We start from the raw sequence: 24,630 nt of genomic DNA, 5'->3' as shown, positions 1-24,630 counted from the left end.
CTGGAAGGTGGCGCGCATGGGTAGCGCGCAGCCATTGCAAATGCGAGTGAAAATGAGCAGCCCGGAATTCAAAAAGTGACGACCGGCGCGCCTCGACGGGCGCGCTTTTCGCTTCGACATCAGCGCTGCTGCAAGGCCAGACGAACGCCTAACGCGCAGTAGATGCCGCCAACCACCTTGCCTTGCCATTTCACCACCGACGGATTGCGGCGCAGGAACGTGCCGAGCCGGCCCGCACTCACGGCAAAGACGACTGTGCTGAAAAGGCCGAGCAGAACAAAGATTATGCCCAGCGTCATCAGCTGGAGCATCACCGATCCGTTTTCAGGCCGCACGAACTGGGGCAGGAAGGCGAGGAAGAAAAGCGCCGTCTTTGGATTAAGCACTTCGGTCAGGACAGCTTGACGAAACGCCTTGCTGGCGGAGATCGCGAGTGCGCCGGCAGTAGGGTCGGCCGGTATTCTCTCGATGATTGCGCGGATGCCGAGGTAAACGAGATACGCCGCGCCGATGTATTTTACGACGCTGAACAGCGTTGCCGAAGTGGCGATGATCGCCGAAATGCCGACCATCGCCATGATGGTATGGAACACATCGCCAGCCGCGACGCCCGCGCCCGTCGCGACGCCAACCCTGGTTCCGGAACTCGTCGCTCGCGCGACCGTCAAAAGCGTGGCTGGGCCTGGAATAAACACAAAGCCAAGCACAACCGCTATGTAAGCCGTCAAGGTGGATAGATCGATCATTGCGACGCCTCCGTTGCATTCTCAGCCTTGCCCGTCACCTCAGGTTCGGGCTTGCCCGTAACCTCGGGTTCGGCCTTGCCAGTCACCTTGAGCGCAAAGGAATAGGTGTAGGCGATCTCCTCCAGCCTGGAGAACCGGCCCGACGCGCCGGCATGGCCGGAATCCATGTTGATCTTGAACAGCACCGGATTGTCGCCGCTCTTGCGCTCGCGCAGCCGCGCCACCCATTTGGCCGGCTCCCAATAGGTGACGCGCGGATCGGTGAGGCCGGCCAGCGCCAGGATCGGCGGGTAGTCGTGATCGGCAACATTGTCATAGGGCGAGTAGGCGGCGATGGTATTGTAATCTTCCGCCGACCCGATCGGGTTGCCCCATTCCGGCCACTCCGGCGGCGTCAGCGGCAAGCTTGCGTCGAGCATCGTGGTCAGCACGTCGACAAAGGGAACCTCGGCAACGATGGCGCCGAAATTTTGCGGCGCCATGTTGGCGATCGCACCCATCAGCATGCCGCCGGCCGAGCCGCCTTGCGCGACGATGCGGTCGTGATGGGTGTAACGCTCGGCGACGAGATGCTGCGCGACGGCGATGAAATCGGTGAACGTGTTCATCTTGTGCGCCCGTTTGCCGTCGTCATACCAGCCATAGCCCTTGTCCTTGCCGCCGCGGACATGGGCGATGGCAAAGACAAAGCCACGGTCGACCAGCGAGAACCAGTTGGTGTTGAACGCCGCCGGAATGGCAATGCCGTAAGAGCCGTAGCCGTAAAGCAGGCACGGTGCGGAGCCATCGAGCGGCGTGTCGCGGTGGTGCAGCAGCGAGACCGGCACCAGTTCGCCATCGGCGGCCGGCGCCATCAACCGGCGCGTGACATAATGATCCGGATTGTGACCGGACGGCACTTCCTGGGTCTTCAGCAGCACACGCTCGCGGCTGCGCATATTGTAGTCGAAGACCTGCGCCGGGGTCGTCATCGACGAATAGGTGAAGCGCATGATCTCGGTGTCGTATTCATAGGACCCCGACAGGCCGAGCGAGAACGCCTCTTCGTCGAACGAGATCAGATGCTCCTCGCCGCTGCGGCGATCGCGAACGACGATGCGCGGCAGCCCTTCCTTGCGCTCGAGCCTGACCATATGATCCCTGAAGCCGACCACCGACAGGATCAGCCGGCCTGGCTCGTGCGCCACCAGCTCTTCCCAATTGGCGCGAACCGGGTCATTAGCCGGCGCCGTCATGATCTTGAAGTCCTTGGCGCCGTCGGCATTGGTGAGGACGAAGAAGATGTCGCCGCCTTCTTCCAGATCATATTGCAGGCCAGTCTCGCGCTTTGCCACCAGCTTTGGCTCGGCGAAAGGCTCATCGGCGCGCATCAGGTGATATTCCGAGGTTTCGTGATCGTTGATCCCGATCATGATCCATTCGTTGGAGCGCGTGCCGCCGACATCCATGAAGAAGCCGGGATCGGTTTCCTCATAAATCAGCCGGTCATTAAGGGGGCTGCCGCCGAGCGCGTGGAACAGCACCTTGGACGGGCGATGATTGTCGTCGAGCCTTGTGTAGAAGAAGCCGTCATCGGCGGCATTCCAGACGCCGCCACCACTGGTGGCCTCGATCTGGTCGCTCAGTTCCTTGCCGCTGGTGAGATCGCGCACGCGAAGTGTGAAGAATTCAGAGCCCTTGTCGTCGAACGCCCACAACAGCTTGCGGTGATCGGCCGAATGGTCGACGCCGCCGAGGCGGAAATAGGGCTTGCCCTCGGCTTCCGCGTCGCCATCGAGCAGGATCTGCTCATCGCCGCCATCGCGCGGCATGCGGAAATAGCGGGGCTGTTCGCCGCCAAGCTTGAAGGATGAGCCGTAAGCATATGGGCCATCCTTCATCGGCACCGTCGAATCATCTTCCTTGATGCGCCCCTTCATCTCGCCGAACAGCTGCTTCCGAAGCTCTAGCGTATCGGCCATAAGCACTGCTTGATAGGCGTTTTCGGCTTCGAGATGGGCGCGGATGCGGCCCTCAAGCAGGGAAGGGTCCCTGAACATCGCCTGCCAGTTCTCGGCCCTCAGCCAGGCATAGTCATCTGTGCGGGTAATGCCGTGGTGCGTGTCGAAGACGGGGTGTTTCTCGGGGCTCGGCGGGCTGGCGGTCGGAAAAGCTGAGGTCTTGGTCATTGCGTCTCACTGAAGAAATTACTTGAATGGCAAATGAACACGCCGATCAGCGCGGGTTCAAGGGCCGGGATGTATTGGTTGCGGCGGGCTCGGGAGATGAGCCAAAAGGAGAGGATGATGAATTTCCATATCAACACCGCTGCGGCTCTCGCCGTCGTCGCTTCGACCGTTCTGGCTTTCACCGGCCAGTCTCATGCAACCGCGTTCGCCGCTTGGCAAGTGGCTGGCGTGCCGTTCGGCGACACGCTCAACGTTCGCAAATATCCGTCCGGCACCTCGCAGAAGCAGGCCGCCTATCCCAACGGGACGATCCTGCAGATGACCGGCAAGTGCACCGGCGGCTTGAATCTTCTGGAGATCGCCGGCCAGCCGCACTGGAAACAGAAACAGGCAATTCGCTATCAATGGTGTCAAGTTTGGCACGACCCGGCGCAAAATGGTGGTTTTGTTAGTGGCTGGGTCTATGGAAAATACCTCACGCCGTATTGAATCCGGTCAGATCGAAGATCTTCTTCGGCGTGTTTCGCCAACGCTTTGCAACTTGCGGTTTGGTACGAATCCGACAATCAGCCGCCCAAACCTCGAAGCATAGACCAAGCATCGCTGCCCACTTTATGAGTCCTTGCTGATTTAGCGGTGGTGTGACCTTACGTCATGCTAGTCCTGGTCCGACCAGAAAATATCGCGAAGTTACAGAGTGCACGAAAGATTGAAGCTGAAGAGCGACTATTCGATGAATATCGTTGAATATAGCGCAAGATGCGAATTGACTTACTTTGTCTGTGGGCTCATTAAGATGCCCGGACGCGAATCCATGAAGCTCTTCCCGCGTGAAATTCGCGCCATGCCCGATCTTCCAAAAAGGGCGCAAACAGAAACATCCTTCGTTGGGGCCTAAACCATGGATATCGTCGAAACACCTTCCAGAAATAGCGATGCGCTGATCGAGCTGACCGCCGATGTGGTGGCAGCCTATGTCAGCAACAATCCCGTGCCGGTCGGCGAATTGCCGAACCTTATCGCTGATGTCCATGCCGCTCTCGGGCGCGTGGGCGGAGCAAGCGAACAGCCTCTGGCCGACAAGCAGAAGCCTGCGGTAAACCCGAAGCGCTCTGTTCATGACGATTACATCGTCTGCCTTGAAGATGGCAAGAAGTTCAAGTCGCTGAAGCGCCACCTGATGACCCATTACGGTCTGACGCCCGATGAATACCGCGAGAAGTGGAATCTCGACGCCAGCTATCCGATGGTTGCCCCCAACTATGCCGCTGCCCGTTCGCAGCTGGCCAAGAAGATGGGCCTCGGCCGCAAGCGCAAGGGGCGGTAACACCGGCTCCAATGGACAAGATCAACGGCGCCCCTTACGGCGCCGTTTTTGTTCCTAGAACAATTCCAGGAAAACTGCCGAGCGCTTTCCCTTGGAATTGCGTCGAAAGAAGAGAAGATAGAGCAATCAAGCAGTCTGCTTGAGAGCCATCTCGGCGTCCCGCTTGACGCGCTTGACCATCGAGCGCAGGCCATTGGCCCGCTGCGGCGACAGATGTTCGTCGAGGCCAAGCGACCTCAGCGTCGCCTCTGCGTCCGTTTCAAGGATCTGGCTGGCAGTCCGTCCCGAAAACAGCGCCAGCATGATGGCGACCAGACCGCGCACGATATGAGCGTCTGAATCGCCTGTGAAGGTGATGACCGGATCGGCGCCCGGCGCTCGGCTCGTGGTCAGCCAGACCTGGCTGACGCAGCCCGGCACCTTGTTGGCGGCGTTGCGTTCGGCGTCGGGAAATGGCGGCAGCGCTTCGCCGAGCTCGATCACATAGCGATAGCGGTCTTCCCACTCGTCGAGCAGGGAGAAGTCGTCGCGGATCGTCTGGATCGTCGTGGCCATTGCTCGGGATATAGTCATCCGCGGCTGCGGCGTCACGGAAAAAGAAGAAAAGCACCGCAGGCATCGAGAGGTCCGACCGGCCTGCGGTGTCGCTGTAGATACAGCTGAAACGGTGTTTAGTTCTTCGCCACCAGCTTGGCAGGTATGTTGACTGTCGCCGGCAGCACGATGTCCTTGGCGACGCTGCCGGTGGCCAGCGATGTATCGGGCGAGGTCTCGGCGCTCTTGTCGTCCAGCATGGCGGCGGCGATCTTGGCGGTTTCCTTGGCCCGGGCGCTGATCGTATGCATCGCCGACTTGCCGGTTTCGCAGACGTCCGGCTTACGCTCGCAAATGCCGGCGATGTCGCCGACCGCTTCGCGCGCCGCAAAAAGCGCCTGGAACGGCCCGACGCTTTCGCGGCCATCCTCGTCGGGGCCGACGGTCAGCGGCAGCGCCAGCAACACCAGCGAAAACCAGAACGCCATTCTTATCAAAAAGCCCATCGATCTGCCCTCTCGTCCAATGACCGGATCATGCGTCCATGCGCAATGACCTCTTTATATCAGCGACAATGGCACATGAGGCGCAAAGGACGGCTTTCTTGCTCAGCGAAAATTTTCCTCAAATTTTAGGCAAATTCGAAGCGAGGCGTTTTGCAGTGCATTAGCCTCAAATGCCGGCAATTTTCTTAACCTTGCAGTAACCATCTAAGCGATTGTTGCGCATGGATATCTTCAGAAGAGCAGGCATGCCGGCTCAGGGTTTCGCAGCCACGGGCACGCCCTTTGCACATAACGCTCCGTTTACTATGGCTACAAATGGCGGTGCATTCCGGTGCCGGCGCTCCAATTTTTGCCGTAGCGCGCTCGTTGTTCCGGTCAGCCTTATTCATTCCTTAAACGCTGGATGCGAGTTTCAAACAAGCAAAAGCGACCTGCAAAGCAGGGGCAGTCACGACCGGGTGCGAGTGCGTTGAGTTTGACAACTGCCAGATATATTGAACTGCCTGGCGCGCTGGCGGCCGGTTGCGAACGCATGGTCCATCCGGCCATCATCGGCCAGGGCGATCGCCTGCGCCAGCGCCGGTTCATCGGCATCATGCTTGCCGCTCCGTTCTTCGCCGCCGGTGCGGCGGTGACACTGGTCACCTCGGGCATGGGCGCCGCCGTCACCGTCGCAACCATTTTCGCCGCCTTCGGTCTTTGCTGGTTCGCCGCCTTGCTGGTGGCGGCGTCGGGCAAGATGACGCTGGCAGCCCAGGTTGCCCTTGCCGCCGGCGGTCTTGCCCTTGCCGGCGCCGTCGCGGCAGCAGGCGGCCTGGCGTCGCCGGTTGCGCTGCTGGCCCTGGCACTGCCATTCGAGGCCTGGTGGATCGGCGGTTCAAAGCGCGCGGCACTTTGGGGCGGCCTCTCAACCTTGGCCGCAATGCTGCTGCAGCCCTTTGTCGGCTCTGTCGTCCCGCTCGGAGGGGCGCAAGTCGCGGCGTGGCACTGGCTGCTGCCGCTCGCCTGGGGCCTGACGCTGGTTCCCCGGCTCGCAGCCCTCGGCGATGCCGCACGCGCCCAGCCCGCGCTCCTTCCAAACGACCGCCTTGAAGATATGATCGACGCCGTTGTCCTGCATGTCGCCCGGCATGGCGAGGTCCTGGATGCCTCGGCCAAGGCGCGCACCATCCTGAAGCTGCCGCCGGAACTGCTTTTCGGCGCCGGCATGTTCGACCGCATCCACCTGTCCGATCGCGTTGCTTATCTCAGCGCGCTTGCCGACATGCGCGATGGCGCCCTGGCGCGCCGGCTCGATCTTCGGGTTAGGCTGCCGCAGGACGGCAGCGCCTCGACGGCCGACAATTACCGGCCATTTCAGCTCGAACTGATGCGCGCCGAAGAGCAGCAGGAGACCTTCACTCTGCTGCTGCGCGAGAACGACGAGACTGCCGAATTGCGCGACGAGCTTGCTGCCGCCACTGAGGCCGCAGCGTCGGCCGAGGTGGCGAAGGGCCGCTTCCTGGCGGTCGTCAGCCATGAGCTTCGGACGCCGCTCAACGCCATCATCGGTTTTTCCGACATGCTGCTGCATGAGATGTTCGGCGGCTTCAAGGACCCGCGCCAGAAGGAGTATGTCGGCCTGGTGAAGCAGTCGGGCCAGCATCTGCTTGCCGTCGTCACCTCCATCCTTGATGTCTCGAGGATCGAGGCCGGCGCCTACGCGACCGAGCCCGAACCGTTCCGATTCATCGAAGCGGTCGAGATGTGCCAGTCGATGATGCAGCTGCAGGCGAATGCCAAGAACATCGGTCTCCAGGCGCAGATTGCGCCGGACGCCGGGGAGATCAATGCCGACCGTCGTGCCGTGCAGCAGATCCTGATCAACCTCGTCTCCAATGCGGTCAAGTTCACGCCCGATGGCGGCAATGTCGTCGTCGGCGCCAAGCGGATCGGCTCGCGGCTGCATTTCTGGGTCAGGGACACCGGCATCGGCATCGCCGAGGAAGATTTTGTCAATCTCGGCAAGCCGTTCATGCAGATCCAGAACGACTATACGCGCCGCTTCGAGGGCACCGGGCTCGGCCTGTCGCTGGTCAAGGGCCTGGTGGCGCTGCACGACGGCACGATGTCGATCGAAAGCATGCCGGGCGAGGGGACGACGGTCACGATCAGCCTGCCGGTGAACGGGCCGAAGAGGAGCGCGACCGACAGGAACGGCGTGCTGCCGATGCCCGCGACCAGGACGAAAGGCGACGCGAAAGGGGACAGGAATGGCTCGCTCCGCAAAACAGCCTAAGGCGGTCAAGCGCCGCAGCGGCGCGTTCGAGGCCGGCGCGATTGCGCTCGGCGGCGCGATCTCGCGCAATCCGGTCCTGGTCGGCGGGTCGACCGCCTTCCTGGTGACGCTGTTCTACGTTTCCGCCAACGCGCTGTGGTACCAGCCGTTTCCGCATGCCGGCGCCTTCTTCGCCACCCGCAGCATCGAGGGTTTTCCGCACCCCGGCGCGGACGAACCCGAAACCACCATCAACATCCTGCGGCCCGGCCCGGCACCGGTCAAAAGCGACCCGACCGTCGAGCAGGTCCAGGGCATCCTGAAGGATCTCGATTTCTACACGGGAACGGTCGACGGCATTTCCGGGCCGAATACCCAAAAGGCGATCCAGGCATACCAGCAGAAAGTTGGCCTGCCGGCCTCCGGTGAGATCGACGCCGTCCTGCTCGACCAGCTCGGCGCCAAGCAGACAACAGCTGGCATCCCGCATCCTGTGCCGAGGCCCGTGGATATGGCCGCCGCTCGAGTTGCCGCGCCCGAGGCCGCGCCTGCGCCCATCCCGGTTTCCGCGTCGGTATCCGCCCAGGCGCCCGATGCCCGCATCGTCAAGATCCAGGCCGGCCTGAAGGCATTCGGCAATGACGACATGCAGCTCGACGGCGTCGTCGGCGCCCGCACTAAGGCGGCGATCAAGGAATTCCAGTCGCTGTTCGGCCTGCCGGAAACCGGCGAGCCCGACGAGGTCGTCTACGTCAAGATGCGCGAGATCGGCCTGACCAATTGAGTGGTCAAGACGACCGCTCGCGGATAGACGAAAATCCGGCTAAGACGCCGCGCATGTCCTCCGGAGCCTCGTCATGCGCGTAACCACCGAGTTTTGGGTGTCGGCCCTGCTGCGCCGTGTCTTCGGCGCCGGCGGCTTTGCGGCCGTCGCCAAGCGTGGCGCGACCGAGGCCGGCGCTGTCTTCGTGCTCTCCCGCGGCAGGCTGGGCGACGTCTCCCTGTTCGGCCCGGCGCCGCAGACGAGCTACGATTCGGACAAACCGGATGATCGCTTTTTCACGCTGCTCGGCGCCGGCGACGATGCCGCCGCGCTTGACGCCAGGCTTGAGCGGGAGAAAAAATTCGATCCCGACATCTGGGTGGTCGAGATCGAGGCCGGAACGGTTTCCGTCGAGGAGCTTCTCTCCGTCAAGACGCCTTGAGGCTGGCCCCTAGGCTGGCTTTGTCGACGTCCGGCGCTTGGTCGCCATTCGCGGCGACAGGGGTGTTGCCGCGCACCGCTCGCGACAATGTTTCGGCCTTCCAGCCGCGCACCTTGTCGAGCGCCGCCTCGTGATGCAGCAGCCGGTAGCGGTCGAGGAAGATGCCGATCGCCTGCGGGTGCGGAAACTCCCGGGGGTACACCGCGACCACTATCAGGAATGCCCTGTCCTCACTGAGGTCGAGCGCCCGCAGCGCGGCGAGCAGCGAGACATAGCTCGAATGCTCGGTCAGCGACCGCGCCGTCGAGAAGTCGATGTCGAGCGCGTCGGCAAGCGCGGTCTGGAAGAAGGCGGCGTTGCCGGTCAGCGCCGTCTCGCGCAGCTTGCTGTAAGTTGCTGAGCCGGCGAAGGGATTGACCGATGTCGCCTCGCCCTCGGCGAGCATCATCGAGCGCAGGCGGCGCCTGGCGGTTTCGGCGGCGCTGCCGGGCAGTTTTGGTGCGCTGGGAGCGGCGGCAGCGGCTTCGGCGTCGGCGCCCGCCACGTCGGCGATCGGCTCGGGCCGCCGCACGCGCACCNCACGCGCACCAGGGTCGGCTTTTCCAGCGCCTTGATCAACTGCGCGATGGTCGGGTTCAAATCCTTGCGGCGGGCAATGGCGCGCGCATGCGGCAGGCCGTGGCGGCCGATCAACGCGATCAGGTCGATGTCGCCCAGCGCCCGCGAACGGACGAGCAAGGGCGCGCAGACATCGACCGGCTCCTCGCAAAGCCGCCGCACCAGGGCGGCCGGCGCATATTCGCATTCGGACAGGGCGGCGGCGACATAGCGGCGCGATTCGTCCGGCACGCTGTCGAACAGCGGCAGCGTCAGATCCTCGAGCTGGGCGATCTCGCGGCGCGACGGGCGGGTCAGCGAGCAGAACGCCGACACGGCGGCGCGAAACAGCCTTTCGGCTTTTCCCGATTCCGTCCGTATGGCGATTTGCCTGAAATCCGAAGCTGACACGGAAGATACGCCCGACACTCGACACAACCCGGACCATGCTCAACCGCAACTGTGTCGGTTTCGCGCTAGGCCTGGAACAAACATCAAATTAGCCGCGATCCGTTAGCGCTCCGTTAACCCTCTGGCTGCCTTAATCACATTTGGAGGCGTTGCGTTGTGCTCCGGGGCAACCGAGAGGAATACGCGAACCATGGGCATGGTACTGTCTTTCGTGCCGCGATCGGCACCAGTCAATCGAGCAGTTCAGGACACCGGTACGCCGGCGGCGGTGATCATTTTCCCCGGCGTCCGCTACGAGCATCCGCCATTGGCGGGCCAGGCGCGACCGGCGGACCAGCCGGGCACACCACGGACGCCTGTTCCGCACCACTGAATTTGCTGGTCGTCGGGCTGAGGTCAGTAGTCCTGCAGTTCGCAGGAGCTCTGGTCCAGGAACTGCGACACAACCGGCTTCCAGCTGTCGTCAGGCACGAAGGCGCGGATGACGAAGATGCCTTCCTCGATCGGCGCCTCGACGAAGATCGCCCCTTGCAGGTCTTCGGGAAGCTCCCTGCGCACGTCGATCATCTGTGCCGGCGTCAGCACCACGGTGTCCAGCTTGTTGCCGGTCGCCGTGCGGTCGTTGAATGAATAGAAATTGTGGCCGTTGCGGTCATAGACCGACACCGACCAGAACGGCACGCTGCCCGGCGCCTTGATCCGCACCACGCCTTCGGCAAGGTCGAAGCGGCAGGCGGCGGCGTAAAACAGCGGATCCACCGACTTCACCACCGGCGCGCCGCCCGCCTCGGCATCCAGCCTGGTCATCTTGTAGAGGTCGGACGCCATCGCCAGCCGTGACCAGGCATCGCGCTCGGTAAATTCCGGCACCAGCAAAAGCACCACGATGTGGACGATGCCGGCGCCGAGCAGGCCGAGCAGGATGGCGTGCAGCAACCTACGCATTGCAGCCAGCCTTGACGATCCGGGGCAGCGACACGTCGGAAAGGCCGGTGCTTGAGGCAATCGGCGTGTCGTAGAAGGTGAGCACGAAATACATCCGGCCAAAACCTTCGGTCAGAAGCCAATTGCCGGGGGCCGGACGGTTGCCGACGGCAATGATCACCGAATTGTCGGGCTGACGCAGCACCTGGTAGGATTGCAGCGCCGCCAGCCTTGGCTTGCCGGTGTCGACCACGCCGAGCGATTGATCCGCGGCATAGAGCGTCCAGAACCGGGCGGTGGGGAAACTGCCCTCGATCCTGTAGTCGCATTGCCGCTGAAGCTCATCGCCAGCCGCATCGCGTTCGGCGATGAAGGACAAGCCCTCGGCCTTGCCGAGCGCCAGCACGCCCTCGCGCGCCACGCGCGCCTGCGAATAGGGGTCGGCATCTTGCGTGCCGATCTCGGGGAAGGCGGTCCATTGGCCGATGCTGATCGCGCCGACGCCGCTCTGCGCCTGCAGCGCATACCAGACGCTGCCGCCGCCGAGGCCGATGGCTATGGCAAGCGAAAGCAGCGTGAAAAAGGCGGTCTTGAGCATGAAGAACCGGGACGAGGGAATTATCGTTCGGGGATATAGCGGGGCAGGCCACAGAGCAAGCAGCGCTGTGGAATCAAAGCGCCGACAGGGTCTCCGGTGTCTGCGGCGAGCCGAGCACGGGCGCGGCCTGGAACACCTTGGTCATCTCGCGCAGCGTCTGTGTCGTGCGGCTGGACAGCACCGCCGGGCGCTCGGCCGCGGCATCCGCTGCTGCCTGATCGGCATTTTTCTTCTCCGCTTCCTCGGCCTTGGCCGCGATCTCTTCGTCGACGAAGGGTTTGTCTAGGCCGGGGATCGGCTTCAGGTCGATATTCTGGTGCGCATAGACCATCAGCCGCTGCCACACCATCGCCGGCAGCGTGCCGCCGGTCATGTTGCGGGTCGGGGTGAAGTCGTCATTGCCGAGCCAGACGGCAGCCGTGTAATTGCCGGTGAAGCCGACGAACCAGGCGTCGCGGTAGGATTGCGTCGTCCCCGTCTTGCCGGCGACGACGATGTTGGGCAGCTGCGCGCGCCGCGCGGTGCCGATCGCCGGCACCGCAGCCAGCATGGTGTTCATGTATTTCAAAGCCTGTTCCGACAGAACCCGATGCGGCGCCGGCGCATCCTTGGCAAAGTCGTAGACGACATCGCCGGTGCGGGTGACGAGCTGGGTGATGCCGTGCCGCGAGCCGGCGAAGCCGTTCTGCGCGAACACGCTGTAGCCCGTCGCCTGGTCCATGACCGTCATGCCCGATGTGCCGAGCACCATGGTCTTGTGCGACTCCAGCGGCGATTCCACGCCGAATGATTCGGCCATCGCCTTGATCGGGCCGATGCCGAGATAGTCCTTGGCCAGCCGTACCGGCACGGTGTTGATCGATTTGGCGATCGCCGTGATCAGCGTCACATTGCCGGCCGAGCCGCCATTGTAATTGTGCGGTGACCAGCCGCCCCAGCTGATCGGCCCGCCTGAGACGACGGAGTCCGGGGTGAACCCGTGCTCCATGGCGGTGGCGTAGACGTAAGGTTTGAACGAGGAGCCGGTCTGGCGCAGCGCCTTGGTGGCGCGGTTGAACTGGCTTGCGCCATAGTCGCGGCCGCCGACAATGGCGCGCACCGCGCCATTGGTCTCGATCACCACAACGGCGCCCTCGGTGACGTTGTACTCCTTGCCGAACTGGCGCAGGTGAAATTCGACGGATTCTTCCGCCGCTTTCTGGATGTTGGCGTCGAAAGTGGTGTGGGCGACCAGCGAATGCTGGCCGGGCTTGGCGATTTTCTTGACCTCATCGAAGGCCCAGTCGAGGTAATAATCCGGGCTCTTCTGCTCGCCGCGGTCGACGATCTCGGCTGGATGCAGCCTTGCCTGCAGCACCTGGCCTTCGGTCATGAAACCGGAATCGACGAGGTTCGACAGCACCACATTGGCGCGAGCGCGGGCAGCGGGCAGGTTGATGTGCGGGGCGTATTTGGTCGGCGCCTTGAACAGGCCGGCCAGCATCGCCGCCTCGGCGAGGTTCAGATCCTTGACGCTCTTGCCGAAATAGAAATCCGCCGCCGCCTCGATGCCGAACGTGCCGCCGCCCATATAGGCGCGGTCGAGATAAAGCTGCAGGATCTCCTTCTTCGACAGATTGGCCTCCAGCCACAGCGACAGGAAGGCTTCCTTGATCTTGCGTTGGAAGGTCCGCTCATTCGACAGGAACAGGTTCTTGGCCAGCTGCTGGGTGATGCTGGAGCCGCCCTGGACGACGGAATTGGCCCGCACATTCTCGAAGATGGCGCGCGACAGGCCGAGCACGTCGATGCCGTAGTGCTCGAAGAAGCGCCGGTCCTCGGTCGCCAGCACTGCTTTGATGACATGGTCCGGCATCTCGTCGACAGGCACGGAATCGCGCTGGATGATGCCGCGCTGGCCAATCTCGTTGCCGTAGCGGTCGAGGAAGGTGACGGCGAAATCGCCCTGACTGCGCCAGTCGCCGGTGGTGATCTGGAAGGCCGGCATCGCGAGTGCGAGCAGCACGACGACGCCGCCGGCGCCCATCGTAAAACCTTCGCTCAGCACCTCGATGATGCCGCGTCGCCAGCCGGTGACTCGGAAGCGCCGCGAAAAAATGGTCGCCGATTCCCAGAACTGGCCGGCCTTGAAGCCGATTTCGTAGAGCGAGGAATCGATCCACGCGTCCACCGCCAGCAGTGCGGCGGCGATCGGACCTCTTCGTCTTGGACGTCGTTCTAAAGGACTGGCCATTCCCGAAACTCACCCAACCCACCTGAGAACCGCAAGCGGGCAATTTCAGGGCGGGCATACCCGGCGAAGACTATTCTTCCATTTCAGCCCGGCTCACAAGGGCAGCCAGGCCACACCGCACGGTTTGTTGAGCGCCGCCCGGATCGTGACGCTGGAGGTCGACGCCGTCGATGCCGACGCCAGTGGCTTCGAGCCAGTCTGGCACAAGGGCCGGCGCGTCGGCTTCGTCGCCTCAGCCGGCTATGGCTACACAATAGGCAAAAGCGTCGCGCTGACGTTGCTGGGCGACGAATTCGCCGGGGAGGGGACCGCGCTTTGGGTGCACATTGTCGGCGTCGAGCGGCCGGCGCGAATTATTCCGGCCTCGCCATACGACCCCGAGGGCAGGCGATGCGGCAATGAGGAGTTTTGGCCATGGTCGATGACATTATAAGGGAGACCAGGCGCGAGCGCCGGCGCGGGCACACCGGTGAGGCCGGCAGCGGGTCAAGCCGCCACCCGAACTATCGCTCGCTCAAGAACCCGTTCCTGCCGCAGCCGGTGTTTTCGGACGACCGGGTCGCGGCCATCCACGACACGGCGTTGCGCGTGCTGGAAGAGCTCGGCATCAAGGTGCTGCTGCCGGAGGCACGGGCGATCTACGCCAAAGCCGGTGCGCTGGTCGACGAGGACAGCCAGATGGTGCGCATCGGCCGCGATATTGTCACTGCGGCACTGGCCTCGGCGCCGAAATCCATCCGGGCGCTGGCGGGCAACCGTAGCCGCGATCTCATGCTGGAGCTCGGCTCGATGACGTTCCTGGCCGGAGCCGGGGCGCCCAACGTCACCGATCTCGAACGCGGACGGCGTCCGGGCACGCTCGCCGCTTTCGAAGAACTGACCAAGCTTGTTCAGAATTTCGACGTGCTGCATATGCTCGGCCCCTGGATCGAGCCTCAGGATGTCGACAACCGTTTGCGCCACTATGCCGTCAACCGTGCGCAGCTGACCCTGTCGGACAAGTTTCCCTTCGTCTTCGCCCGTGGCACGCCGCAGGTCGAGGACGGGTTCGAGATGATCAGGTTGGCGCGCGGCCTCTCGCAGGACGAGTTCCTTGCCGGCGTCCATTGCTATACCGTCATCAACACCAATTCGCCGCGCCAGCTCGATATCCCGATGGCGCAAGGCATCATCGACTTCGCCAAGGCCGGCCAGGTGTCCATCATCACGCCCTTCTGCCTGGCCGGCGCCATGGCGCCGATCACCGTCGCCGGCGCATTGACGCTGCAGCATGCCGAGGCGCTGGCTGGTCTCGCGCTGGCGCAGATGGTGCGGCCGGGCGCACCGGTGGTTTACGGATCCTTCTCCTCCAATGTGGACATGAAGTCCGGCGCACCGGCCTTCGGCACGCCCGAGCACGTCAAGGCGACGCTGGGCGCCGGTCAGTTGGCCCGCTTCACCGGCCTGCCTTGGCGGTCCGGCGGCGGCAGTGCGGCCAACATTTCCGATGTGCAGGCGGCGCACGAGACGCAGTTCGCGCTGTGGGGCTCGGTGCTTGCCGGCGCCACCGTCTGCATCCATGCCGCGGGCTGGCTGGAGGGTGGCCTCAGCGTCTCCTACGAGAAGCTGATCACCGATATCGAGGCATTGCAGACGGTTGCCGAACTCTGTGCTACGACCCCCGGCGACAAGGATTCGATCGGCTTCGAGGCGATCGCCGAAGTCCAGCCGGGCGGGCATTTCTTCTCCGCCGGCCACACCATGACGCGCTACCGCACCGCCTTCTACGAGCCGCTGGTCGCCGACTGGTCGAATTTCGGCAGCTGGACGCAGTCCGGTTCGAAGTCGGCCACCGAGCGCGCCACCGGCATCTGGAAGCGGACGCTGGCCGACTTCCAGCCGCCGGCGTCGGCCGTTGCCACATCCGATGTGCTCGACGAGTTCATTGCCCGCCGCACCGAAGAGGGCGGAGCGTTGCCGATGTCGTGAGGTTGGCAGCCGTCACATCGGCCGCTTGTCGCCGGTCTTCGACGGCTCGCGGCGAATCGGCCCGGCATCGGCCTGCCTGTGCTTGTCGGCGGCAATCCGGCGGATGCGATCGAAGCGGCTCTCCTCCGCCGGCTTGGTCGCGGATACAGCGTTTGGCTTCGGGGCAAATGTGATCATCTGTCGATCTCCCTGTCGTTGCTGACTGGTCTTGACTGACTGACGGAAATTCCTGGCTCGCCGGGGAAATGTCCCCGGCAGCCTGTTCTGATTTATGCCCGCCCAGATTCCCAGGCGGGCAATTTTCGGGCGATGGTCAGTAGCCGCCCATGCCGCCACCGCCGCCCGCAGGCGCCGCATCCTTGGCCGGAACGTCGGTGATCATCGCTTCGGCGGTGATCAGAAGCGCTGCAATCGAGCCGGCATCCTGCAGTGCGGTGCGCACCACTTTCGCCGGATCGACGATGCCCGCCTTGATCATGTCGACATAGACCTCGTTCTGGGCATCAAAGCCCTGATTGTGGTCCTTGCTGTCGGACAGCCTGCCGACGACGATCGAGCCTTCGACACCGGAATTCTCGGCGATCTGGCGGATCGGCGCTTCGAGTGCCCTGAGCACGATCGAAATGCCTGCCGTCACATCGTCATTGGCGCCAGTCAGCCCGGCCAGCGCCGATCTGGCGCGCAGAAGCGCCACGCCGCCGCCGGGCACGATGCCTTCTTCCACCGCCGCGCGCGTCGCATTCAGCGCGTCGTCGATGCGGTCCTTCTTTTCCTTCACTTCAGACTCGGTGACGCCGCCGACGCGGATCACGGCGACGCCGCCGGCGAGCTTGGCCAGCCGCTCCTGCAGCTTCTCCTTGTCGTAGTCGGACGTGGTCTCCTCGATCTGGCCCTTGATCTGCGCGATGCGCGCCTGGATGGTCGCCTTGGTGCCGGCGCCGTCGATGATCGTGGTGGTGTCCTTCTCGATCAGTACGCGCTTGGCGCGGCCAAGCATCTCGATGGTGACGTTTTCGAGCTTGATGCCGAGATCCTCGGAAATCATCTGGCCCGATGTCAGCACGGCGATGTCTTCCAGCATCGCCTTGCGGCGATCGCCGAAGCCCGGCGCCTTGACGGCCGCGACCTTGAGGCCGCCGCGCAGCTTGTTGACGACCAGCGTCGCCAGTGCTTCGCCTTCGACGTCTTCCGAGATGATCAGCAACGGCCTGCCGCTCTGCACCACTGCTTCGAGGATCGGCAGCATCGCCTGCAGATTGCCGAGCTTCTTCTCGTGGATGAGCACGTAAGGCTCTTCCAGTTCGACGCGCATCTTGTCGGCATTGGTGACGAAATAGGGTGAGAGATAGCCGCGGTCGAACTGCATGCCTTCGACGACGTCGAGTTCGGTGTCGGCGGTCTTGGCCTCCTCGACGGTGATGACGCCGTCATTGCCGACCTTGTCCATCGCCTTGGCGATCATGGCGCCGACGCTGGCATCGCCATTGGCGGCGATGGTGCCGACCTGCGCGATCTCGGCCGACGACTTGACCTTCTTGGCCTTCGCCTTGATGTCCTTGACCACGGCGGCGACAGCCTGGTCGATGCCACGCTTGAGGTCCATGGGGTTCATGCCCGCGGCAACCAGCTTGGCGCCTTCGCGCAGGATCGATGCGGCCAGCACCGTGGCGGTGGTGGTGCCGTCACCGGCGAGGTCGTTGGTCTTCGAAGCCACTTCGCGCACCATCTGCGCGCCCATGTTCTCGAACTTGTCGGCAAGCTCGATTTCCTTGGCCACCGTCACACCGTCCTTGGTGATGCGCGGCGCGCCATAGGCCTTGTCGATGATGACGTTGCGACCCTTAGGGCCGAGCGTGACCTTCACCGCATTGGTGAGGATCTCGACGCCGCGCAACATGCGGTCGCGCGCGTCGGTGGCGAATTTGATTTCCTTGGCAGACATTTTTTTCAATCCCGTTGGTGTGGTGAAGCAAGCGGCTCGCCGGAGCCTGGCAAAGCCAGGCCGGTCAAGCGGCCTTCTTGGCTTTGACGCTCTTCTCGGTGACGACCGTCCCGCTCTTTCCGATAGCGGCCGTCTCGCTCTTGTCGATCACGCCCATAATGTCGGCTTCCTTCATGATCAGCAGGTCCTCGCCGTCGATCTTGACCTCGGTGCCCGACCATTTGCCGAACAGGATGAAGTCGCCGGCCTTGACGTCGAGCGGAACAAGCGCGCCGTTTTCGTCGCGTGCGCCCGGCCCAACGGCGATGACTTCGCCTTCCTGCGGCTTTTCCTTGGCATTGTCGGGAATGATGATGCCGCCCTTGGATTTGGTATCGCCTTCGGCGCGCCGGATGACGACGCGGTCGTGGAGTGGCCGAAACTTCATGAGAACTTCTTTCTGGGGCCGGCATAGGCGACCGCGCCGTTCTTATAGGCGTGTTGGCACTCGATAGATAGGAGTGCCAAAAATTATTCGTGGCCAAAATTAAATATTAAAAAGTATTATGATGTCTGCCGGGTTCGAAACGTCGCGAGGCGCCTAGATATTTCGAAAAATTGAATTTCGAGGCCAAAGCGACTATTTATATCGTAAGTTCGATTTCACAATTTCAGGCACGAGGAGATTTATGCGATGGCCGAAGGCAATCAGAGCATCATGGAAAAAGCTGAAGCCCGCTTCATGGACAAGCAGAAGAAGACGGCCGAGCGCAACAAGGCAACCTCCGACTACATGTCCGAAGCGAGGGCCAGGGAGATCAAGACGGCAAGGCTCAGGGAATTGCGCCTGGCCAAGGAAGAGGCCGACCGCGTCGCGGAAGCCTTGAACCCGACACCGAAGAAGAAGCGGGCGACAGTCAAGAAAGCCGCCGCCGCGCCGAAGGGGGGCACGTCATGAGCCTGACATTCCCCAATCCAAGCCGCTTCTATGACGAGGCCGGCAAGCGCATCCGCTTTGTCGGCCATGACGGCATGTTCCAGATTTCCTTCTCTGTCGCCGCCGATGCCCTCTCGAAGGCGCCATCAGGGACGGCGACCGCGGAAGCCACCTATCTGGCGGCCTTCGACACCGCGTCCAGCTCCATCCATGACATTGCCAGCAAGGCCTACGCTCGCACCCGCAAGAGCATATATGTGCTCACAGCCGCGGATTTCGGCTAGCGCGCGTTCGTCTTGCAATCAGAGCGGCTGAGATCAGCGTGCGTCAGGACTTGCGGTCGGCTTTTGCCCGCCGCTTGACGTCCCGGCTGTTCAGGCGGTCGGCCATCGCTTCCGCATCGCGCAAATTCATGGCCACCATCACCTGTTGCTTAAGATCGACAGGCTGGCCGGTGAAGATGTCGAAGATAGTCCAGCTCTCGGGCTCGTCCATGCGCAACGCGTAGCGGTTTGCCATATCGGCATCAGGCCTTTGACATGAAAAATGCCGCCGCCAGGATCAGGATTGTCCAGGCCACCACCGACAGCTTCAAGGCCAGGCCGCCATGCATTGAAAGTATCTCGCGCATGCGCAGGGCCACGGTGCTCTTCGACAGGGCGGGTGTTGCCGCAATCGCGACCGGGGGCTTGACGCCGAGCTTTCCAAAAGCCGGCAGCAGCGGTGGCGTTCGCATGAAATGACCTCGAATTGCCGGAGAAAACAGGGCTCCTCATAACACCCTTCTTGAAACTCCCCGCATGCCAAATAGAACCCGGTCCGTGAAAGGGCCATGCCGCCCGATTCGCCGCCTTCCATCAGGCGGATCGTCATCTGGCGAAATCCGTGCAACGCGGTTAGGTTGCGCGCGAAACTGAGGTTGTTCAAAGCGTGACAGGCGAACGGAGACGACGATGACGGCGCCCGGCGATTTGCTGCAAGCCTTGTTCATGAGATTGAAGAGCGATGCCTCGCTGACGGCGCTGCTCGGCGGCGCCGGGTTGCGCGAGCAGGCGGCCGACAGTGCCGCCTTCCCTTATGTGACCTATGGCAGGACCAGCGCATTCGATCTGGACACCGGCGCCGACAATGATGACGACCAGCTCATCACGCTGCATGTCTGGTCGAAGGCGCAAGGCGAGGCCGAGACGCGTCTGATCATGGACAGCATCCGGGCGCGCCTTGACGGCGCCGCTTTCGCCACCGGCTCGCGCGACCAGACCCGCCTGTCCCTGGAGTTCGCCGAGGCCCGCTACGACGAGGACCTGGCGCTCTACCACGGGGTGCTGCGGATACGCGCTCTCACCGAGCAAAGTGATTGAAGCAACCTAGATTTGCGCCTGGATCTCGGCCTTGTCGCTGACTGACCACACCTCGCGGATGCGACCCTCTCCGAATTCGTAGAAAACATTCTCAGCGAACGACACGCGCTTGCCGTTCACCGGCAGGCCGAACAGCACGCCCTTGGGATGACAGTCGAAATGCAGGCGCGCCGCCACGCGCGGCGGCTGGCAGACCAGCAGTTCGATGTTGAAGCGGAGGTCGGGAATCGCCTCGAAATCGCCTTCGAGCATACGGCGATAACCCGACAGGCCGAGCATTTCGCCATTGTGCTGCACCTCGTCGCCGACAAAGTCTCCAAGTTTCGCCCAGTCCTGGGCATTCAGGCAAGCGATATAGCCCCGGTAAAGGTCGGCAAGGTGTTTATCCGTCGTGGCGCACTCCGATGATTTGGCGTTTCCCGCGCTATTTAGGGCGGCCCTTCAGAATGGTCTCGCCTTGACCTGTTCCCAATCTGGCTGCGAATTGAGAACCTGCGCGCAAAAACCATAGCCGCGCAGCCGGTTTTCCGGTTATGAATCCATTGCCCGGTCTGAGGGACTGGGCGGTAGGATCGCATTCATTCGTTGCGCGCGCAGGGGGTATTGCGGGGATGGATTTTCACCCGTTCACCGTTCATTTCACGTTCAGCACAGTTGCGTTACAACGCCGACCATGAAAACGCTTCGCTCTCATGTCAGTATCGCGATACTGGCGCTCACAGCGGCCGGCCTGTTGGCGTCGCAAGCGACGCCGGCAGCCGCGGCGGATTGCTACGCGATCGGCCAGCAGGTTGCCGAGCAGAATGGCGGCACGCTGGCCAAGGCTTCGCAGACGACGCGTGGCGGCCAGGAGGTCTGCGTCATCGTCGTGCTTGTGCCGGGCAAGGACGGCCAGCGTCCGCGCCGCTCCGAGATCGTCGTCCCGGCGAACTGACCCAATCTTCCCCCTTGCAGGGTCGTTTCCCAGACCACCGGAATCGGCCTATAGCTGACACATCAACAGGCCTGACCGATCATGCGCGTACTCGTCGTCGAAGATGACAAGGATCTCAACCGGCAACTGGCCGACGCGCTGGTCGATGCCGGCTATGTCGTCGACCGCTCCTATGACGGCGAGGAGGGGCATTTCCTCGGCGACACCGAGCCCTACGATGCCGTCGTGCTCGACATAGGCCTGCCGCAGATGGACGGCATCAGCGTCGTCGAGCGCTGGCGCCGCAACGGCCGCAAGATGCCGGTGCTGATCCTGACAGCGCGCGACCGCTGGAGCGACAAGGTGTCGGGCATCGATGCCGGCGCCGACGACTATGTCACCAAGCCGTTCCACATCGAGGAGGTGCTGGCCAGGGTGAGGGCGCTGATCCGCCGCGCCGCCGGCCATGCCTCGTCCGAGCTCACTTGCGGGCCGCTGCGCCTCGACACCAAGGCCTCCAAGGCCGATGTCAACGGCGTGCCGCTGAAGCTGACCTCGCATGAGTTCCGCCTGCTGGCGTATCTGATGCACCATATGGGCGAGGTGGTGTCGCGCACCGAGCTGGTCGAGCATCTCTACGACCAGGATTTCGACCGCGATTCCAACACCATCGAGGTCTTTGTCGGCCGGCTGCGCAAGAAGATGGGCATCGACATGATCGAAACCGTGCGCGGCATGGGCTATCGCATGCGTGAGCCGGAGGCGTAAGGCGGAACCGCTCCCCATACCAGCAAGGAAGCCTTTTTCGGCGCGGCTCTGGCCGCGCTCGCTGGCCTTCCGCGTCATCGGCTTTTCCACGATCTGGGCGATCCTCACCCTCATCGTTATCTTCACCCTGATTACCACGCTCTACCGCCAGGCCAGCGAACGCGGCTTCGACAGCCTGCTGTCGGCGCATCTGTTCAATTTGATCGGCTCCGTCGGTGTTTCCGAAACCGGCCAGCTCACCGGCGCTCCCGACCTTGGCGACCTGCGCTTCTCGGAGCCGAATTCGGGCTGGTACTGGTCGGTGGAGCCGGCTTCCGAAGGCGTGCACGGCAACCTTCATTCGTCCTCGATGACCACGACGATCCCGTCGCCGACCGTTGCCGAGGTGCCTTTCAATTCCAGTTTCCAGCGCAGCTATTCCACCGACGGCATCGGTGACGAGGAACTGCAAGTGTTCGAAAGCGAATTCGTCCTCGATGCCAAGAACCGCGCCGCGCGCTTCCGCGTGATGGGCAACAAGACCGAGCTCGAACAGGAGATCGCCACCTTCCAGGGCCGATTGCTGACCTACCTCAGCCTGTTCGGCGTCGGCATGATCGCCATCAATGCGATCGCGATCCTGCTCGGCCTCCAGCCCTTGCGCCGGGTTCGCAACGCGCTTGCCCAGGTGCGCGAAGGCACGGCGCAGCGGCTCGATGGCCGGTTTCCCGCCGAGATCGAGCCGCTCGCCAACGAAACCAATGCGCTGATCGAAAACAACAAGCGCATCGTCGAGCGCTCGCGTACGCAGGTCGGCAACCTTGCCCATTCGCTGAAGACGCCGCTCGCCGTGCTGATCAATGAGGGCCGGGCTCTCGGCGGCGCCAAGGGCCAGCTCATCGCCGACCAGGCGGCGTCGATGCAGAAACAGGTCGACCACTACCTGCAGCGGGCACGGGTCGCGGCGCAGCGCGACAGCGTCGTCTACCGCACGCCGGTGACGCCGCTGGTGCAGCGCATGGTGCGCGTGCTGCAAAAACTCAAGCCTGATGTCAGCCTGTCGCTTACGCTGCCGGCGGCCGACATCGTCTTTGCTGGCGAGCGCGAGGATTTGGAGGAACTGCTCGGCAACCTTCTCGACAATGCGATGAAATGGGCGAAGAGCACTGTTGCCGTATCCGTCACGCCGGCCGCAGCCGGCCTGTTCGAGCTATCGATCGAGGATGACGGTCCCGGCATCCCCGAGGACAAGGCCCGCGATGTCTTGAAACGCGGCCGGCGCCTCGACGAGACAAAGCCGGGAACCGGGCTCGGACTTGCCATCGTTGCCGACCTCGTCAACGAGTATGGCGGGGCGCTGGCGCTGGAACGCTCCACAATGGGCGGGCTGAAGGCGGTTGTGCGCTTGCGGAGCTTGCAATGATGTACTGCCCAGGGCCAATCGACACGGCCGAATGCCTGTGTTATGGCGGCCCCTCGATTGCGCAAAAGCCGTTAAGAACGGCCAAATTTCCGACAAGTATCAATAGTATGACGTCCTGACGCCCCCGATGACGCGGCCCCCAGCGCATCCCGTTCAAGAAAACCGGTTGTTGGCATGAAGATTCGCGTTGCGCTCGTTTCCGCACTGCTCGCTCTTTCCGGCTGCGGAACGCTGGGCAAGGGCAGTGGCCCGGATATCTCCATCACCAACCCGCCCGCGTCGCCTCCTTCAGGGGCCAAAGTCGCGACGACGATCATCTCGGCCATGGCCGGCGGGCTCGTCGGCGGATCGATCGGCAGCGGCCTGAACAGCACCGAGAAGCGCAAGGCGCTCGAGGCGGAATACAAGGCGCTCGAATATACGGCGAGCGGCCAGAAGGTGACGTGGAAGAGCGACAGTTCGGCTCATTCCGGCGAAGTCGTCGCGGCCCAGCCCTACCGCGTCGGCTCGCAGGATTGCCGCCAGTACACCCATACGGTGTTTACCGGCACGGCCGGCCAGACCGCGCGGGGCACCGCATGCCGCAACGCCGACGGCAGCTGGACACCGCTGACCTGAACATTGGGCCGGGGTCGGAATCCGTCAAAGCGTCGCAGCACCCTCATGTTGTGAGAGCAGGGCTCTCGCTCTATTGGAAGAACCATGCTGTTCTGGGTCATAGCCGCAATCCTCACGCTAGGCGCAAGCCTGACGGTGCTGCTGCCGCTGACCAGTGGCGGCAAGGACGCTCCGACCAGCAGCGACCACGACCTCGAAGTTTATCGCGACCAACTGGCCGAGCTTGAGCGTGACGCCGCGCGCGGGCTGATCCAGCCGGCGGAAGCCGAGGAGGCGCGCGCCGAAATCGCCCGCCGCATCCTTCGCCTGGGAGATGTTGGTCAAGCCAATGTCGGTCAAGCCGATGCGCCTGGCACGCGGCAGCCGTCAAAGGCGGCAAGGCTGGTGGCAACGGCTGCGGTACTGGCGGTCCCTCTGCTCAGCTGGGGCCTTTACAGCCAGCTCGGCTCGCCGGATCTGCCGTCGCAGCCGCTTGCCGAACGGCTGGCCAAGAATCCGGCCGATAGTTCGGTCGACGAGTTGGTGGCGCGCGCCGAGGCCCATCTTGCCGCCAACCCTGGCGATGGACGCGGCTGGGACGTGCTCGCCCCGATCTATCTGCGCCTGCAGCGCTTTCCCGATGCCGTGACCGCCTATCGCAATGCCATCCGCCTCGATGGCGACACGGCCGCCCGCGAGGCCGGCCTCGGCGAAGCGATTGCCAATGCGGCCGGCGGCATCGTTTCGGCCGATGCGCAATCCGCTTTCGAACAGGCGCTAAAACTCGACCCGGCAAACGCGAAAGCCTCGTTCTATTTGGCGATGGCGCTGGCCCAGGAAGGCCACATACCCGAGGCAACCACGGCTTGGCAGAAAATGCTCGATTCCCTGCCGCAGGATTCGCCATGGCGCGGAGCTGTCCAACAGGCACTGGCCGAGGCCGCCAACCGCAGCGTCGCGTCAGGAGAGCCCGCCAAAGGCCCCGATGCCGCAGCCGTCGATGCCTCGTCGATGGCGCCGCAGGACAGGCAGGCCATGATCGAAACCATGGTCGCCGGCCTCGACGAAAAACTGCGGCAAAATCCGCGCGACGCGGAAGGATGGATGCGGCTCATTCGTTCCTATGTTGTGCTGGGCAAGGCCGACCAGGCGCGCGACGCGCTGCATCGCGGTATCGCCGTGTTTGGCGCCGACAGTGAGGAAGCGAAGAAATTCACCGCCTTTGCCGCCTCGCTCGGCCTGACGGCGACGGAGTAG

28 protein-coding genes and 1 pseudogene are annotated in these 24,630 nt (G+C 63.1%); 15 read left to right on the top strand and 14 right to left on the bottom strand.

Annotation, left to right across the window (positions count from 1 at the left end; genetic code table 11):
• Positions 1-119: 119 nt before the first annotated feature.
• Together X733_RS146950 and X733_RS146955 are read right to left on the bottom strand one after the other, a co-directional pair.
• Positions 120-746, bottom strand: a complete 627-nt coding sequence (locus X733_RS146950; protein WP_023692796.1) for a LysE family translocator — start codon at positions 744-746, stop codon at positions 120-122.
• A complete protein-coding gene (locus X733_RS146955) occupies positions 743-2,914 on the bottom strand; it encodes a S9 family peptidase (RefSeq protein ID WP_023819207.1) in 2,172 nt (723 codons plus the stop codon). Before X733_RS146955 ends, X733_RS146950 begins: the two co-directional genes overlap by 4 nt.
• Positions 2,915-3,028: 114 nt before the next feature.
• Between X733_RS146955 and X733_RS146960 the strand changes: the two genes are divergently transcribed.
• Both X733_RS146960 and X733_RS146965 read left to right on the top strand, forming a co-directional pair.
• Positions 3,029-3,403 (top strand): SH3 domain-containing protein, encoded by a 375-nt coding sequence (locus X733_RS146960; RefSeq protein ID WP_023702200.1) that lies wholly within the window; start codon positions 3,029-3,031, stop codon positions 3,401-3,403.
• Between the two features lie 412 nt (positions 3,404-3,815).
• Complete coding sequence (locus X733_RS146965; protein ID WP_023727649.1) at positions 3,816-4,241, top strand: MucR family transcriptional regulator; 426 nt, start codon at positions 3,816-3,818, stop codon at positions 4,239-4,241.
• A 126-nt stretch (positions 4,242-4,367) separates the two neighbouring features.
• Here the strand turns inward: X733_RS146965 and X733_RS146970 are convergent, their stop codons facing one another.
• Together X733_RS146970 and X733_RS146975 are read right to left on the bottom strand one after the other, a co-directional pair.
• Positions 4,368-4,796 carry a SufE family protein gene (locus X733_RS146970; protein ID WP_023673679.1) on the bottom strand — a complete coding sequence of 143 codons (429 nt, stop codon included), beginning with the start codon at positions 4,794-4,796 and terminating at the stop codon, positions 4,368-4,370.
• A gap of 116 nt (positions 4,797-4,912) precedes the next feature.
• Entirely contained in the window at positions 4,913-5,281 is a 369-nt protein-coding gene (locus tag X733_RS146975; RefSeq protein WP_023684546.1) for a DUF5330 domain-containing protein, read from the bottom strand.
• 532 nt (positions 5,282-5,813) lie between these two features.
• On the opposite strand from X733_RS146975, the gene X733_RS146980 reads away from it, so the two are divergent.
• From X733_RS146980 to X733_RS146990, 3 genes are all read left to right on the top strand, one after another.
• Positions 5,814-7,559: a HAMP domain-containing sensor histidine kinase gene (locus tag X733_RS146980; RefSeq protein ID WP_023819206.1), complete on the top strand. Its 1,746-nt coding sequence runs from the start codon at positions 5,814-5,816 to the stop codon at positions 7,557-7,559.
• Positions 7,534-8,322, top strand: a complete 789-nt coding sequence (locus X733_RS146985; protein WP_023687231.1) for a peptidoglycan-binding protein — start codon at positions 7,534-7,536, stop codon at positions 8,320-8,322. Before X733_RS146980 ends, X733_RS146985 begins: the two co-directional genes overlap by 26 nt.
• Positions 8,323-8,395: 73 nt before the next feature.
• The gene (locus tag X733_RS146990) at positions 8,396-8,743 is read left to right on the top strand and encodes a DUF1491 family protein (protein ID WP_023687232.1); all 348 of its coding nucleotides are present in this window, start codon (positions 8,396-8,398) and stop codon (positions 8,741-8,743) included.
• On the opposite strand, the gene X733_RS1000000171505 is transcribed toward X733_RS146990, so the two are convergent.
• From X733_RS1000000171505 to X733_RS147005, 4 genes are all read right to left on the bottom strand, one after another.
• A complete protein-coding gene (locus X733_RS1000000171505; RefSeq protein WP_348625870.1) occupies positions 8,730-9,314 on the bottom strand; it encodes a hypothetical protein in 585 nt (194 codons plus the stop codon). The two genes, X733_RS146990 and X733_RS1000000171505, sit on opposite strands and share 14 nt — an antisense overlap.
• Positions 9,315-10,147: 833 nt before the next feature.
• Positions 10,148-10,696: a DUF1254 domain-containing protein gene (locus X733_RS146995; protein WP_023735535.1), complete on the bottom strand. Its 549-nt coding sequence runs from the start codon at positions 10,694-10,696 to the stop codon at positions 10,148-10,150.
• Complete coding sequence (locus X733_RS147000; protein ID WP_023819205.1) at positions 10,689-11,273, bottom strand: DUF1214 domain-containing protein; 585 nt, start codon at positions 11,271-11,273, stop codon at positions 10,689-10,691. Before X733_RS147000 ends, X733_RS146995 begins: the two co-directional genes overlap by 8 nt.
• Positions 11,274-11,346: 73 nt before the next feature.
• Entirely contained in the window at positions 11,347-13,506 is a 2,160-nt protein-coding gene (locus X733_RS147005) for a penicillin-binding protein 1A (protein ID WP_023684539.1), read from the bottom strand.
• A 127-nt stretch (positions 13,507-13,633) separates the two neighbouring features.
• Here X733_RS147005 and X733_RS1000000170905 point away from each other — a divergent pair, with 127 nt between their 5' ends.
• The gene (locus X733_RS1000000170905; protein ID WP_023727644.1) at positions 13,634-13,939 is read left to right on the top strand and encodes a glycine cleavage T C-terminal barrel domain-containing protein; all 306 of its coding nucleotides are present in this window, start codon (positions 13,634-13,636) and stop codon (positions 13,937-13,939) included.
• Positions 13,921-15,474 (top strand): trimethylamine methyltransferase family protein, encoded by a 1,554-nt coding sequence (locus X733_RS147015; protein WP_023819204.1) that lies wholly within the window; start codon positions 13,921-13,923, stop codon positions 15,472-15,474. Before X733_RS1000000170905 ends, X733_RS147015 begins: the two co-directional genes overlap by 19 nt.
• A 12-nt stretch (positions 15,475-15,486) precedes the next feature.
• Here the strand turns inward: X733_RS147015 and X733_RS1000000170275 are convergent, their stop codons facing one another.
• The 3 genes from X733_RS1000000170275 to X733_RS147025 all read right to left on the bottom strand — a co-directional run bounded on the left by X733_RS1000000170275 (position 15,487) and on the right by X733_RS147025 (position 17,843).
• Positions 15,487-15,651 (bottom strand): hypothetical protein, encoded by a 165-nt coding sequence (locus tag X733_RS1000000170275; protein WP_023705441.1) that lies wholly within the window; start codon positions 15,649-15,651, stop codon positions 15,487-15,489.
• 136 nt (positions 15,652-15,787) lie between these two features.
• Entirely contained in the window at positions 15,788-17,416 is a 1,629-nt protein-coding gene (groL, locus tag X733_RS147020; protein ID WP_023684537.1) for a chaperonin GroEL, read from the bottom strand.
• A gap of 64 nt (positions 17,417-17,480) precedes the next feature.
• Complete coding sequence (locus X733_RS147025; protein ID WP_023816453.1) at positions 17,481-17,843, bottom strand: co-chaperone GroES; 363 nt, start codon at positions 17,841-17,843, stop codon at positions 17,481-17,483.
• A 246-nt stretch (positions 17,844-18,089) separates the two neighbouring features.
• Between X733_RS147025 and X733_RS147030 the strand changes: the two genes are divergently transcribed.
• Positions 18,090-18,353: a hypothetical protein gene (locus X733_RS147030; protein ID WP_023670169.1), complete on the top strand. Its 264-nt coding sequence runs from the start codon at positions 18,090-18,092 to the stop codon at positions 18,351-18,353.
• Positions 18,350-18,616: a DUF1488 domain-containing protein gene (locus tag X733_RS147035; protein ID WP_023670170.1), complete on the top strand. Its 267-nt coding sequence runs from the start codon at positions 18,350-18,352 to the stop codon at positions 18,614-18,616. The genes X733_RS147030 and X733_RS147035 overlap by 4 nt, the downstream gene beginning before the upstream one ends.
• Before the next feature lie 43 nt (positions 18,617-18,659).
• Here X733_RS147035 and X733_RS147040 read toward each other — a convergent pair whose 3' ends face one another.
• Positions 18,660-18,851, bottom strand: coding sequence for a hypothetical protein (locus X733_RS147040; RefSeq protein WP_023705436.1), 192 nt, complete (start codon positions 18,849-18,851; stop codon positions 18,660-18,662).
• A 7-nt stretch (positions 18,852-18,858) separates the two neighbouring features.
• Complete coding sequence (locus X733_RS147045) at positions 18,859-19,068, bottom strand: hypothetical protein (RefSeq protein WP_023705435.1); 210 nt, start codon at positions 19,066-19,068, stop codon at positions 18,859-18,861.
• Positions 19,069-19,285: 217 nt separating this feature from the next.
• Between X733_RS147045 and X733_RS147050 the strand changes: the two genes are divergently transcribed.
• Positions 19,286-19,693, top strand: a complete 408-nt coding sequence (locus X733_RS147050; protein WP_023670173.1) for a DUF3168 domain-containing protein — start codon at positions 19,286-19,288, stop codon at positions 19,691-19,693.
• A 6-nt stretch (positions 19,694-19,699) separates the two neighbouring features.
• Here the strand turns inward: X733_RS147050 and X733_RS0135130 are convergent.
• Positions 19,700-20,077, bottom strand: a pseudogene (locus tag X733_RS0135130) (ester cyclase); the annotation flags it as partial.
• A 289-nt stretch (positions 20,078-20,366) separates the two neighbouring features.
• Between X733_RS0135130 and X733_RS147055 the strand changes: the two are divergent.
• The 5 genes from X733_RS147055 (at position 20,367) to ccmI (ending at position 24,630) form a co-directional block, all read left to right on the top strand.
• Complete coding sequence (locus X733_RS147055; protein WP_023732029.1) at positions 20,367-20,627, top strand: hypothetical protein; 261 nt, start codon at positions 20,367-20,369, stop codon at positions 20,625-20,627.
• An 81-nt stretch (positions 20,628-20,708) separates the two neighbouring features.
• Positions 20,709-21,374: a response regulator transcription factor gene (locus X733_RS147060; protein WP_023670175.1), complete on the top strand. Its 666-nt coding sequence runs from the start codon at positions 20,709-20,711 to the stop codon at positions 21,372-21,374.
• Positions 21,358-22,776, top strand: coding sequence for an ATP-binding protein (locus X733_RS147065; RefSeq protein ID WP_023819202.1), 1,419 nt, complete (start codon positions 21,358-21,360; stop codon positions 22,774-22,776). The genes X733_RS147060 and X733_RS147065 overlap by 17 nt, the downstream gene beginning before the upstream one ends.
• Before the next feature lie 174 nt (positions 22,777-22,950).
• On the top strand, positions 22,951-23,394 hold the full coding sequence (locus X733_RS147070) for a hypothetical protein (RefSeq protein ID WP_023687241.1): 444 nt from the start codon (positions 22,951-22,953) through the stop codon (positions 23,392-23,394).
• A gap of 84 nt (positions 23,395-23,478) precedes the next feature.
• Positions 23,479-24,630, top strand: a complete 1,152-nt coding sequence (gene ccmI / locus X733_RS147075) for a c-type cytochrome biogenesis protein CcmI (protein ID WP_023732026.1) — start codon at positions 23,479-23,481, stop codon at positions 24,628-24,630.

The organism is Mesorhizobium sp. L2C066B000, assembly GCF_000502335.1.
Classification (GTDB): domain Bacteria; phylum Pseudomonadota; class Alphaproteobacteria; order Rhizobiales; family Rhizobiaceae; genus Mesorhizobium.
This window is presented reverse-complemented; position numbering and strand designations above follow the sequence as displayed.